Origin of the sequence: Proteus faecis (assembly GCF_003144395.1) — a bacterium.
Classification (GTDB): Bacteria; Pseudomonadota; Gammaproteobacteria; order Enterobacterales; family Enterobacteriaceae; genus Proteus; species Proteus faecis.
The window spans coordinates 202,536-214,958 of sequence record NZ_PENZ01000007.1; the positions used below are offsets into that span (position 1 = coordinate 202,536).

Sequence of the window (12,423 nt, forward strand, 5' to 3'; positions counted from 1 at the left end):
CAATGTCATCAGTTTACAACGTACTGATACATCAGAAATAAAGCGCTTAATAAAAACAGTCATTGTTAGTCAGTCAATACGGAAACATCTAGCTTAACAACAACTTTCTTCAGTGTATTTGCTCCCATTTCAGCCGAAATTCCTGGTTTATGAGGTTCATAAGGCATAAAAACAGCAAACATATTTGGGGTTAGCGCTAAGGTCTGTTGACCAATTATTGTATCGGTTAGTTGATAATCATCAGCCTCATTATAAGGTGTCACATCTTGAGCTGATCCCTGTATACCAAAATCAATAATTTCTTCACCACTAAGCAATATTTGAATATCAATATAACGCTGATGTAATTCAGCTCGCTTCTGTTCCCGAGGCTGCGTTTCAAACGTCATCACATTCATAAATAACGTTTCACCATCAATTTTATAACTACCCGGAGCAAGTGAAGCAGGATCAAGTGTTAATGCTTTTTCCATCGCGTCACGCAACGCGGGATTCATTTCTGGCATCGTAGCCAAATCGGATATATATCCAAATAACATAGATTATTCCCTATTCATTTCCTGACGTTTCACTATCATCTAATGAAATTTGTTTTGCTGATGCGAAAAGCGGTGCGGTAATTGCTCCCGCAATAACAACAGACATTGCGCCAATCACTCCGTAAAAGAAGAAATTAAGATCACTGCCATAACGTGCAACTAAGACGGCAATAATACTGACAATGATCCCGACAACTGCGCTACCTGCATTCGCGCGTTTAACAAAAATACCTAGCATAAACAAACCTGTCATTGGGCCACCCATTAAACCAAGCAGGCTATTAAAGGCATCCCAAATTTCGGATTCATCAGATAAAACTAACCAGATTGCTGCTAAGCTACTGAAGACACCGGCAACAATAATAACTAATCTTGCGACTTTCATTTTTTGTTCGGCACTGCGTTCAGATTTACTTAAACGAGTGTAAATATCAGAGTTAAAACAACTTGAGATACTGTTTAAGCTACTCGAAATACTAGATTGAGCTGCAGCAAAAATAGCGGCAATAATTAATCCAGCAATACCAACAGGTAATTCAGTCACAACGAACAGAGGTAAAATTCCCCCGGTATTAAAACCTTCAGGTAAAAAATTAGGATTCTGTTTGTAATACACAAACAAGGCAGACCCAATAGCAAAGAAAAAGATAGGAATAGTGGCAATTAATTTCGCATTTGTGATTAGTGTACGTTTTGTTTCTTCAATAGAATCCGTCACAATATAACGCTGCACAACATCCTGACTTGCTGTAAACTGTTGAATATTCGCGAATAAAAATCCGATCATCAAAACAGGAATAGTGCTATCAGTCCAACTCCAACGTAATTGAGTCGTAGGAAAGAATTTATCGGCTTGTGATGTCACCGTGAAAATTTCACCAATTCCGCCATCAACTTTAAAGCAGATCATAATAAAAATAAGAACAGCGCCACCTGAAAGCAATAATCCTTGAATAACGTCAGTCCAAATAACGCCTTCAATTCCGCCCATCCAAGTATAAATAATACAGAGCAAGCTAATCAGTACGATTAAAACAACAGGGTCAATGCCCATAAAAGGACGTAAAGCAAGCACGGTTAAATAAGTAATAATGGCAACTCGTCCAATATGAAATAACATAAATGAAAGGCTGGCAAATAAACGACTGCGTATATCAAAACGTGCTTCTAAATATTCATAAGCCGAAGTGATTTTTAATTTTCTAAAGAAAGGAATATAAAAATAAAAAACTAAAGGCAAAATAATAATGCCCAAGTATTGTCCGATTATAAAGGTCCAGTCAGAGGTATAGGCTTTTGCTGGGATTGACATAAAAGTAATGGAACTTAAAGTGGTCGCAAAGACAGAAATCCCTGCGGCCCAACCAGGAACTCGCCCTCCTCCACGAAAATAATCATCTGCTGTTTTTTGGCGTTTAGAGAAATAAACACCGACGAGTAACATAGCCGCCAAATAACCAAACAACACTGCATAGTTAATAAAACCAAAATCATGTAATTGCATTTTGTAGTCCTGCCATATATAGGGTAAAAGGTAATTTTTTCGACAGTTCTTTTATTGCTCTCTAGCCCAAAGGACAGCGCCCCAAAGCCCGGCATCATGATGATAATGAGCCGATAATATTGGCACTTGTAATGCGACTGGTTGTTTTAATTGGGCGGCTTGAACAAGTTCGATATATCCCTTTGCCAGCCCGACACTTCCCCCAAGAACGACACAATCAGCATCCGTTATTGCTTTAATATCGGTCACCAAATTTGCAATGGTGTTTGCTGAACGTTCAATAATAGCTTTTGCTTGTGAGTTTCCTTGATGAAAGGCAGCAAAAATCGCTTTTGCATCTTTTCCAGCAAGTTCCTGAGTCGCTTGCGACGCAATTGCACGACCAGAAGCAATAGCTTCAACACAGCCATAGCGACCACAACCACAAAGCGGACCATCAGGATCGGCAAGCGTGTGACCTAAATGACCAGCAATACCTCGTTTTCCTGTAAAAAGTTGTCCTTGCTGGATAACACCACCACCAACACCTGTTGATACGGTGATAAATGCCATATCAGATATCGTTTCACGACGATGATCATATTCAGCCCATGTCGCTGCTTGAGCATCGTTGAGTAGCCAACAAGGTAATCCTGTGAGTTCAAAGAGTGTTTCTTTTAAAGGAAAATCTTTTAGCCCACCTAAATTATCAGGATTCAATGCGGTCAAAATGCCATTACAAATAATCCCTGTTGATGCGACAGCAATGCTATCTGCATAACTTTTTAGTGGCGTAGTAATAGCAACTAAGGCGTCATAAAGCTGCGTTGGTGATGCACTTGCTGGTGTAGCTATCTGAGTACGTTGTGTTAATTGGTTATCTCGGCTAATTAATGCTGCCGAGATCTTGGTTCCTCCAATATCAATTGCTAATGTATTCATTTATCTAACTCCTGCTGCCACTTTAATGCCCGAACAAACCAGTCACAGACATACTCAAGGCGGGTTAATGCAGAGCCTACCGTAACGGCCCAAGCACCTGCTTGCATTCCTCTTGCAGCTATCATTGGTGTGTTATAACGCCCTTCAGCAATCACTCGACATCCCTTTTCAGCCAATGCAGTAACCAGCGGTAAATCTGGCAATTCTGGTATTTCGCCACCGGTATAACCCGACATTGTTGAACCAATAAATTCAGTGCCCAACTGTTGGCAATACATACCTTCCTCAAAGGTGGCACAATCTGCCATCGCCAATTTCCCTGAACGATGAATATGAGCTAATAACGTTTTCACGGGTACAGGACGCACACGATCAGTACCATCAAAAGCAATAATATCGGCGCCTGCTTTAACCAAGTCATCAATATCACTAAGCCACGGAGTGATCCTCACGGGGCTATCAGGTAAATCACGCTTTACAATGCCAATAATCGGTACATCAATAAGAGGACGAGTTGCTCTTAAGTTATCAATCCCCTCAATACGCACAGCGACTGCTCCCGCATTTACCGCTGCTTGAGCCATTGCTGCAACAATCTCTGGCTTATCCATTGGGCTATTATCAACAGGCTGGCAAGACACAATTAATCCACCTTTTTGTTGAATATCTTTAGTCATCTTTTCAATTAGCGCCATTTTGAACTCACTGCCCTCTCTTTTGAAATGTAACTCCAAATAATAATATTTTACGGAGTTTAATTTCTCAAATAGAAAAACAGTAATTTGTGAAGAAGATCAAACAATAACCAGCACCTTGTAACTGATTGATAAATATATAAAATAAAGTGTGGAATGATGTTCACACCACGCTTTCTCTTATTTATTCTGCTTTGCTTAACTTAAATTAGAAATGGAACATCTGACAATCATCACTGAGAAGGCTTACAGCCATATCGCCAACTTCAATATTAAGGAGTGAAAGTACTGTTGCTTTGATAAGAACAAGCGAGGTTATACTTATAATTACGTTTTTTATTATTATATTTTATGGCGTCGCATATATTTGGATATAATCATATTCCACTTTAAAGTTATTAAATTTATATATAACTAAAAATTTAATAAAACATTCTCTGCAATAACATTTATTACCTGCCTTCTTCATAAAAATTGACTTAGCTTCCAATTGTGTATTTTTTTAAAATTAGCCCTAATAACAAGAAAGATAAACCTCGCTGATTAGCACTTATTTTAAAAATAGAGCTTTCTTTAATTTATTTTTGTGATATAAAAAAAGGGTCGCGTTAGCAGTGACATCCACAAAATCACTGCATTTAACCATATTCATATCAATAAAGAGCAAAAGAATGAAAGCACATGTCAACATTTTACGACTACTAAGCCTAAACCTACTACTTCGTTAGGTGGCTAAGCTTATTCATCTTTTGCAAAAGCCACCAGCAAGGTGGCTTTTTTGTCTGTAGCCTTCTGGTGGAGCTGTTTTTAGGGGAGTTCTATGATGTATAGTTTCACCACAAGGATTAAAAGTTGCAGTAACTTACCAACAACCTACTGTTTGGCAATGACCTCCATAACACACATGATTCAACAGGGGGAAAAATGAGCCAACAATGGACATCACGAATCGGCCATATCTTAGCAGCCGCAGGCTCTGCAATCGGTATTGGCGCAATCTGGAAGTTTTCTTATGTTGCCGCCAGTAATGGGGGAGGCGCATTCTTAATCGTCTTCTTATTATTTAGTTTTGTAATCGGACTTGCGGTATTACTGGCTGAAAATATTTTGGGTAGTAGCACACACGCTGAAGCCGTTAACGCATTTAAAAAAATGATGGGACGCAATTGGGTCATCATTGGCGTTATTGGTGTATTCAGTTCATGGTGTATTTATAGTTTCTATAGTGTTGTCGGTGGTTGGACAATTGGCTATACCGTTATGGCGGCAACAGGTCAGTTGAATATTACTGATAGCGCTGAATTAACAGGTATTTTTACCCGCTTTATTAGTGATCCTTTATGGCCTATTTTGGCTCACCTTACCTTTGCAGGATTAACCTGCTTTGTGGTTTTAGCTGGTGTACAGCGCGGGTTAGAAAAAGCCGTTAAAATCATGATGCCACTGTTATTTATCATTATGATTTTATTGATTATTGTTGGCATCAGCTTACCGGGTTCTTCTGAAGGTTTAAAATTATTCTTATATCCTGATTTCAGTAAGTTAACACCTCAAGGCGTATTAGATGCATTAGGATTAGCCTTCTTCTCACTGTCTATCGGTTTAGGTATTCACATCACTTATAGTGCTTATTTAGCAGATAATAAAGGTATCGCTAACTCCAGTATGTGGGTCGTTATTCTGTCTTGTATGGTGTGTGTACTTGCCGGATTAATGATCTTCCCTGCATTATCTGCCGCAGGCTTAGAACCCAATGCTGGCCCAGGTTTAACCTTTATGACGATGCCAGTTTATTTTGCCAACTTGCCCGGTGGTAATATTTTAGCAGTGACTTTCTTTGTCTTGTTATTAATGGCGGCGTTAACCTCTGCAATTTCATTACTGGAGCATATCGTCGCTTATGTGCAGATGCGTTTTCAATGGACTCGTCGCCGTGCTGGCTTAGTCGTTACCGCCTCTATTATGTTGATGGGTATTCCTGTTTCATTATCTTTCGGACCGATGAGTGACGTGACTCTGGGGGGCAAAACCGTCTTCGATGTATTGGATTACCTGACTTCTAATATTTTGATGCCTCTATTTGGTATTGCAATGTGTTTAATCTTTGGTTGGTCACGTAGAGCGAATGCATTTATCCCTGAAAATATCACGGGCTTAAAACGTCAAAGCTTATTATTGGTATGGCGTTATATTGGTCCAATTTGTATCGGTATTATTTTAGTGCATGGATTGATTGGTTAATTATCCATACAAAAAAGAGTCACTCGAATGAGTGACTCTTTAATTAACGGATACTTATAGATACTTGATAATTTTATTTATAACTCTGTTTAATTTCTTGAGAAATCGCTAACCCACGTTTTGCTTCTTTTTCAGCAAGTTCAACGGATAAGCCGATATAAGAACGAGGATCTAGCATTGCTTTAATTTCATCTGCATTAAAGGTAGCGCTAATAATTTCATTCTTCATTAGGTTAGTGTAAAAATCCTCACCATCGGCTGCGGTTTTAATAGCTTCTTCATATAACAGTGAATGCGCTTTATCTTTACCTAATTTTTCTGCCATTTTCATCATAACGTATTCGGTATTATCTAATCCCTTATTTCTCATCACGTTATGTAGCATTCTCTCTTCATGAGGAACAATGGTTCTTGAAAGCTCTTCCGTTCTTAATAGAATTTCTGTTGTTAATTCTAATGCTTCTTCAATTAAACCATCGAATAACATATAAGAACTGCTGTCACCTTCATAAGGTCTTACCGCAGAGTACATCCCCACATTAGGTAATGAGTACAGTTTCTGTGAGTTAGCAATAATTCCTTTCGCTAATTTTGGATTAATTTTATGGGGCATCGTGCTACTCCCCACAGTACCTTTGGTAAATCCTTCAGAAACCTCTGCAATCTCTTCTAACGTGGTGCTATAAACTTCTTCACCAATTTTATGGCAGATATTTGCCATCAATGCCAAGTTCATCATGTACTCTAATTTATGCGTACTTAGGTTACGTGATGGAACTTCCATCGCTTGCATACCCACTAATTCAGCAACGCGTTTTTGTACTTTCATCCCCACTTCAGGCATTGAGTTAAAAGCACCTACTGCGCCCCCCATCATGATAGTGAATACACGCTTTTCACTCTCTTTCATTCGTTGGTAGCAATCAATAAAATCACTGATCCAAACCGACACTTTATAGCCGTAAGTAATCGGAATAGCATGACGACCGTGCGTTCTACCTGCCATTACCATATGTTTGGTTCTTTCGGCGAGATTAGATAAGTTTTCGATGATTTCGCTTAACAACAACATAAATTTGTTGTGTACAGTTTTCATCATATACAGCTGTGAACTTTGCTGTATATTTTGAGTGGTAATGCCGTAGTGCACATATTTACCACTCTCTTCAGAGCATGCATTCACCAAGACTTTTAAGAAAGGCACAAAACCATGACCGATTTTTTGATAAATACGGTTCATCTCTTCAAAATCAATATTCTCAATAATCGCCTTTTCTTTAATTTCATCTGCGGCAGACTGTGGAATAAAACCGTATTCAGCTTGTGCTTGCGCTAACATTGCTTCAAACATCAACCAAGTTGAATATTTAGCTTCATTGGACAGCAGATTTTTTATACCGCGATCGTCGATTGTTTTGCTTTTAGAATCGTATAACGCTCTCATCATGTATCCTTTTATTTCTTCATTGCTTCATCAACAGCATTACGAACAAATTCGACTTTAGGGCCATAAACGACATGGACATGGTTTGCTGCCGGAAAGAAGAATGCTGTACATCCAGACTCCAACATTAATTCTTTATCTATTTGATTAACTTCATTAATATCGATACGTAATCGTGTAATACAGTTATCAACATTACGAATATTTTGTTTGCCACCTAACGCTTGGATTAAAATTTCTGCAATTTCGCCATAACGTTTTTCTTTGATTAGCGTATTTTTCATATTGCTTGATTCTTCTCTACCTGGCGTTTTGATATCAAATTTGACGATAGCCCAGTAGAAAATGAAGTAGGTCACAACAGCCAGTCCGCTACCAATCAGCACTAAGAAGATCCAGTTAGTGTGTTCGTACAGTAAACCAAAGATAGTGAAGTCAAAGACTGTGCCTCGGATATAACCGATCGCTACACCCGCAAAAGAGAGCAGAACGGCACCAATACCGACGATAATCGCATAAATTAAATAAAGTAACGGTGCGATAAAGACGAAGGTAAATTCAAGAGGTTCTGTGACGTTACCTAACATGGCAGTTAAGACCATCGTTACCAGCATCGACTTAACTTCAGCACGATTCTCTTTTTTCGAAGTTTTATAAATCGCTAATGCAATTGCAGGGAACAGGAACAGTGTCACTAGCATCTGCTGCTGAGCCATAAAACGTGTCAGGCTTGGCATCATTGCCCAATATTCACTACTTGGTCCTTGGTTAAATAACACTTCTGTCATTGCTGGAACAACACCTACATAGGTTTGCCCATCAATCACATAAGAACCACCCGCTTCGGTAAATCTAAATAAAACGTTCCAGACGTGGTGTAAACCAAATGGGATAAATAGACGCTCACCACCTGCGGTAAAGAACGGTCCTACAGGACTTAAGAAGACAGCCGAGAGCTTAGTTAAGCCCATGACTAAGACTTCCCAAATAAATGGCAATAATGCTCCTACGCCAATCATCAGTCCGACCATAATAATGGCGACAGATTTTTTCCCTGAGAAAAAGGCAAATGCCGTTGGTAATTCAAGGTTATAGAATTTATCCGTTGCCCATGCGGCAATTAATCCCGTGATAATTCCTCCCGCGGCACTGATATTCATGGTTTGTATACCAAGTACCTTGATTTGCCCCACCTGTGTCATAATCGCAGGATCAGCAAGTTTTCCAGTCAATACCAGCCAGATATTGATAGTACTTATCAAGGTTAAATAGCCGACAACAGAGGCAAAGACCGCGATCCCCTTATCTTTGTGGCTCATACCATACGCCACACCCATTGCAAATAAGAGAGGTATATTGTCAAACACAACACCAGCAATAGAACGGATACTCACTAATAAAGCATTGACTGTTTCATTCCCTAAAAAAGGAAAGCGTGCAATCATATAAGACTGAACTAAAGCACCGCTGATCCCTAAGATCATACCAATAGGTGCCAATACGCCGATAGGTAGAAGTAGAGTTCTACCAAAGCGCTGAATAGATTCGCTGAACTTTTTCCTGGCCATATTTTTTTCCTTATGACTTCTCGAATATAAAAGAATTACCGAGGTACTCTATCTTAGGGATTATAGGAAATGAATGACGCGCTGGTTTTAAATATTATCTCAGGTCACAACTTATGACTTAGGTCTTTTTATTAATGTTCAAATTAATCAATAATGATGAATAAATGATTTTATTCTATTAAATAATATTTATTTGAGAACAGAGAAGTAAGATTGAAAAGAAAGACTATTTTAGAATAAATGATGATTATTCTAACGGGATATATTAATACTATTCACGCTTTAATAATTAAAAGAGGATTTAATAAATCATATAGATGATGTTATCTCTTTTTAAAGTAGATTTTCCAGCTCATTAATTAATAAATCTACCAGCATAAAAAAGCCAATGCGGGATTTGGTATCATCTTTTTTTGTATCATGATTATCTGCAAAACAAAATAGAGCATGTGTTGCGTAACTAGTTAATTCATTAGTATTAAATGCTGTCATGCTAATGATATTGGCATCTTTTAACTGCACAATTTTTGCTGTCTCAATGATTTTCTTGGTTCCCCCAGAAAGGGAGATAAAGATAACCGTGTCATCTTCATTAACAAGACGCGTAAACGAGTCAGATAAGTTGTAATCATTAATAAAAAAGCAATGTAGACCTAATGCAAACAATAGGTGTTCAAGATAATACCCTACGGCTTTGCTTGTGCCTCTTGCAACAATAAAAATATTCCTAGAATGGCGTAAGGTTTTTGCACACTCCTGAATTTGTTCTTCGTTAATTAAGGTAAATGTTTTATGAATGTTTTTTTCTAACTGTTTTTTATAAGACGCCACATTAGTCTTTTCGACTTTATTTCTGGTCAAAATATAATTATTAATTTGGAATTTAAGCTCTTTAAATCCACTAAATCCTAATTTTTGCGATAAATTAATGATCACCGTTTTTGATACAAAGGTTTTGGCGACCAGATCATTAATATTTAAATACGGAATATCCGCAATATTATCGGTGAGATATTTTAATACTTTTTTTTCGCTGATCGTTAAATTGTCATAATTTTTTAAAAAATCCAGCATATCTCACCCAATAAATTCATCTAAAGCATTCTATGAAAACAACTAACATCAAAAAAGCAGTTCTGTTCTTTCTGCGAGTTTATGTGAAATAAAGTGCATAATGAGTATACGTTAAATCATACAGTTATGTAGGAGCAGAGTGATAATTTGTGAAATAGGATAATATTGGGCCCATATTTAATGAACCCAATACGTGTTATTCATTACCCCAACGATTAAGAAACATGGCGATATCATCAATGCGTTTTTTATCAATACCCGCTTCTTCTGCCATCTCTTGCTGAGCGCTCTCACTAATCTCTTCATTATTCATTAATCGGGTGAGTAGCAACTGGAAATAGAGAGCAAGCGCATCTTCTTCTGTCTTCGCAACAGGCTCTATCGATTCCATCGCATACTCTTCAACCATATCATAATATTTAAAGTGAATTTCATTGTTCATAAGTTGTTCCCAAGAATTAACGTTTATATTCGTCATACTTAAATTAATAAGAGTATATCTCTACATTCGCCTGATAACCTAAAATTCGCTATCATCCACTCTCTTCTTTTTTGCGGATAAGCTGATGTCTACGATTATCGATACTTTTATTGCCCCACCTTGCCATGATGAGATCGAGATCCTTTATCAAGACGAGCACTTAATACTTATCAATAAACCGACAGGGCTATTGAGCTTATCAGGAAAAAATCCACAAAATATCGACTCAGTACATTATCGATTAGTGAAGCTATTTCCTGAATGTACTCTTGTTCATCGACTTGATTTTGGCACATCTGGGTTAATGGTTGTGGCACGCAATAAGTCAATCAATGCTCTTTTGTGTCAGCAATTTAGCCAGCGTACTGTAACCAAAGTATACAACGCACTACTGTGTGGACATATAGATGAGAATGAAGGAATAATCGATGCGCCAATAGCAAAAAATCCGGCTCTGTTTCCGCGTATGTCGATTTGCCCTGTTAATGGCAAGCCTGCACGCTCTCGTTATCAGGTTATTGAGCGTTTTTATCATACATTAGAAGATGGAACATTATTGCCTTTAACTCGCGTACAATTCACGCCTGAAACAGGGAGAACTCATCAACTTCGTATTCACAGCCAGTTTATCGGGCATCCTATTTTAGGTTGTGATTTATATGGTGAGTATGACGGAGGTTTAATTAAAGAAACTAAACGGACTCAACGACTTATGCTTCATGCAAGTGAACTTCATTTTATTCACCCCATTAGCCAAGTGCCAATAAAAGCGTGCAGTGAGAGCCCGTTTTAAATCACAAGATTTACAGTTTAAGCGCTTTTACTGTTTCATCGATATCAAGTTCATCTTCAGTAAAAACAATTTCTGTTCCGTGCATTGTGGTGATCGCAAGTTTTCTCAACGTGCGCATATTATTGGCATTATCCGCTGATTTAGGTCTGATGCTATTCATTAAAGTACCGACAGAAAGTACAGTGTTTTCTTTATTGATATGCGTATCAGCAGATACTTCCTCACTATAAATTCGAAATGATTTAATGGATGTTAACTTAATTCGCTCACCAGCAATATAAACATACTTGCTATCAGGGATCACTTTCACAGCGTAAGCAGATAGGCCTTTAGTATTTGTGGTTGGTTCAAACGTGACGTTTGCATCTGTCTTTATCAAAGCAGGGTTGGCAACTTTAATCACATGAAAATAACGGTTATCACCGTTTTCATCTTTAATAAATCCAAAACCTTTATCTTCAAACCACTTTGTGATTATTCCGTTCATTGCCATTATTATCGCCTACTTAGTCATTTATCTACAAAAATTTCCTGATGCAGTATAAAGCACAATGCTTATACAGACTATGCCTGTGAGCGAATAAGCACTTTGCTTATTACCACATCAAATCATCTGGGATTTTAAAATCAGCATAAGGATCGTCTTCATCTTGTTCTGTCTCGCTAAGTGCGTTATTTAACAAGATACAGTCCACATCTCTTTGTGTAATTTTATCCGCTACACTTGCTGGAATAATTGCGTATTCCATTTTACCTACACTATCCAGACGAGCAATGGCAAGACGCCCACTAATCAATTGAGATTGTGTCAGTTTATCCACCACGATGTTTTTAATCACATTATTGTCAGTGAAGTTAAAATCAATATCACCTTTTGCTGGCGTAATTCTATTCATCTCAATCAGTTGCTTAACTTGCGCTTTATATTCTTTAGATAAAGCTGCTTGTTTTTGTTGTTCACTAAGCAGTTTATCGCGCTCAAGTTGGGCTTTTTTATTTTCTTCTACGGCTTCTCTTGCTTCTCGCGCTTGAACACGTGATTTTTTTGCCGTTCTTTGGACCTTTGCCATTTTTTTACTAGTCACAAGCCCTGCTTTTAACATCTGCTCTTGTAAGGTAAGTTTTGCCATTTTTATGCCTAAATTTGCTCAATCATTTTTGAA

Annotated in this window: 12 protein-coding genes; 2 read left to right on the forward strand and 10 right to left on the reverse strand. The window is 37.9% G+C overall.

Going from position 1 to position 12,423, the window contains the following annotated elements; genetic code table 11:
- Window positions 1-65 precede the first annotated feature (65 nt).
- From nanQ to DK858_RS01980, 4 genes are read right to left on the reverse strand one after another with little or no spacing between them, the layout of a single operon-like run.
- Window positions 66-539 (reverse strand): N-acetylneuraminate anomerase, encoded by a 474-nt coding sequence (gene nanQ, locus DK858_RS01965; protein WP_109395997.1) that lies wholly within the window; start codon window positions 537-539, stop codon window positions 66-68.
- A 10-nt stretch (window positions 540-549) separates the two neighbouring features.
- On the reverse strand, window positions 550-2,043 hold the full coding sequence (locus tag DK858_RS01970) for a sodium:solute symporter family protein (RefSeq protein WP_109395998.1): 1,494 nt from the start codon (window positions 2,041-2,043) through the stop codon (window positions 550-552).
- A gap of 51 nt (window positions 2,044-2,094) precedes the next feature.
- Entirely contained in the window at window positions 2,095-2,964 is an 870-nt protein-coding gene (gene nanK / locus DK858_RS01975; protein WP_109395999.1) for an N-acetylmannosamine kinase, read from the reverse strand.
- Window positions 2,961-3,659 carry an N-acetylmannosamine-6-phosphate 2-epimerase gene (locus DK858_RS01980; protein WP_109396000.1) on the reverse strand — a complete coding sequence of 233 codons (699 nt, stop codon included), beginning with the start codon at window positions 3,657-3,659 and terminating at the stop codon, window positions 2,961-2,963. The genes nanK and DK858_RS01980 overlap by 4 nt, the downstream gene beginning before the upstream one ends.
- Before the next feature lie 924 nt (window positions 3,660-4,583).
- Between DK858_RS01980 and DK858_RS01990 the strand changes: the two genes are divergently transcribed.
- Window positions 4,584-5,900: a sodium-dependent transporter gene (locus tag DK858_RS01990; protein ID WP_109396001.1), complete on the forward strand. Its 1,317-nt coding sequence runs from the start codon at window positions 4,584-4,586 to the stop codon at window positions 5,898-5,900.
- Between the two features lie 73 nt (window positions 5,901-5,973).
- Here the strand turns inward: DK858_RS01990 and DK858_RS01995 are convergent, their stop codons facing one another.
- From DK858_RS01995 to DK858_RS02010, 4 genes are all read right to left on the reverse strand, one after another.
- Entirely contained in the window at window positions 5,974-7,344 is a 1,371-nt protein-coding gene (locus tag DK858_RS01995) for a class-II fumarase/aspartase family protein (protein ID WP_109396002.1), read from the reverse strand.
- A gap of 11 nt (window positions 7,345-7,355) precedes the next feature.
- A complete protein-coding gene (locus DK858_RS02000) occupies window positions 7,356-8,912 on the reverse strand; it encodes a PTS transporter subunit EIIC (RefSeq protein ID WP_109396003.1) in 1,557 nt (518 codons plus the stop codon).
- Window positions 8,913-9,245: 333 nt separating this feature from the next.
- Complete coding sequence (locus DK858_RS02005) at window positions 9,246-9,986, reverse strand: MurR/RpiR family transcriptional regulator (protein ID WP_109396004.1); 741 nt, start codon at window positions 9,984-9,986, stop codon at window positions 9,246-9,248.
- 196 nt (window positions 9,987-10,182) lie between these two features.
- On the reverse strand, window positions 10,183-10,428 hold the full coding sequence (locus DK858_RS02010) for a DUF2543 family protein (protein ID WP_109396005.1): 246 nt from the start codon (window positions 10,426-10,428) through the stop codon (window positions 10,183-10,185).
- Between the two features lie 124 nt (window positions 10,429-10,552).
- Between DK858_RS02010 and DK858_RS02015 the strand changes: the two genes are divergently transcribed.
- Complete coding sequence (locus DK858_RS02015; RefSeq protein ID WP_109396006.1) at window positions 10,553-11,260, forward strand: RluA family pseudouridine synthase; 708 nt, start codon at window positions 10,553-10,555, stop codon at window positions 11,258-11,260.
- 10 nt (window positions 11,261-11,270) lie between these two features.
- Here DK858_RS02015 and DK858_RS02020 read toward each other — a convergent pair whose 3' ends face one another.
- Together DK858_RS02020 and DK858_RS02025 are read right to left on the reverse strand one after the other, a co-directional pair.
- A complete protein-coding gene (locus DK858_RS02020) occupies window positions 11,271-11,753 on the reverse strand; it encodes a cold-shock protein (protein ID WP_109396007.1) in 483 nt (160 codons plus the stop codon).
- Window positions 11,754-11,856: 103 nt separating this feature from the next.
- Window positions 11,857-12,390 carry a DUF2058 domain-containing protein gene (locus tag DK858_RS02025; RefSeq protein ID WP_109396008.1) on the reverse strand — a complete coding sequence of 178 codons (534 nt, stop codon included), beginning with the start codon at window positions 12,388-12,390 and terminating at the stop codon, window positions 11,857-11,859.
- Between the last annotated feature and the right edge of the window lie 33 nt (window positions 12,391-12,423).

Coding starts and splice junctions, on each gene's coding strand:
- nanK (WP_109395999.1), bottom strand. CDS start 2,964: ATGAATACATTAGCAATTGATATTGGAGGAACCAAGATCTCGGCAGCA.
- nanQ (WP_109395997.1), bottom strand. CDS start 539: ATGTTATTTGGATATATATCCGATTTGGCTACGATGCCAGAAATGAAT.
- DK858_RS01990 (WP_109396001.1), top strand. CDS start 4,584: ATGAGCCAACAATGGACATCACGAATCGGCCATATCTTAGCAGCCGCA.
- DK858_RS02005 (WP_109396004.1), bottom strand. CDS start 9,986: ATGCTGGATTTTTTAAAAAATTATGACAATTTAACGATCAGCGAAAAA.
- DK858_RS02000 (WP_109396003.1), bottom strand. CDS start 8,912: ATGGCCAGGAAAAAGTTCAGCGAATCTATTCAGCGCTTTGGTAGAACT.
- DK858_RS01995 (WP_109396002.1), bottom strand. CDS start 7,344: ATGAGAGCGTTATACGATTCTAAAAGCAAAACAATCGACGATCGCGGT.
- DK858_RS02015 (WP_109396006.1), top strand. CDS start 10,553: ATGTCTACGATTATCGATACTTTTATTGCCCCACCTTGCCATGATGAG.
- DK858_RS01980 (WP_109396000.1), bottom strand. CDS start 3,659: ATGGCGCTAATTGAAAAGATGACTAAAGATATTCAACAAAAAGGTGGA.
- DK858_RS01970 (WP_109395998.1), bottom strand. CDS start 2,043: ATGCAATTACATGATTTTGGTTTTATTAACTATGCAGTGTTGTTTGGT.
- DK858_RS02025 (WP_109396008.1), bottom strand. CDS start 12,390: ATGGCAAAACTTACCTTACAAGAGCAGATGTTAAAAGCAGGGCTTGTG.
- DK858_RS02010 (WP_109396005.1), bottom strand. CDS start 10,428: ATGAACAATGAAATTCACTTTAAATATTATGATATGGTTGAAGAGTAT.
- DK858_RS02020 (WP_109396007.1), bottom strand. CDS start 11,753: ATGGCAATGAACGGAATAATCACAAAGTGGTTTGAAGATAAAGGTTTT.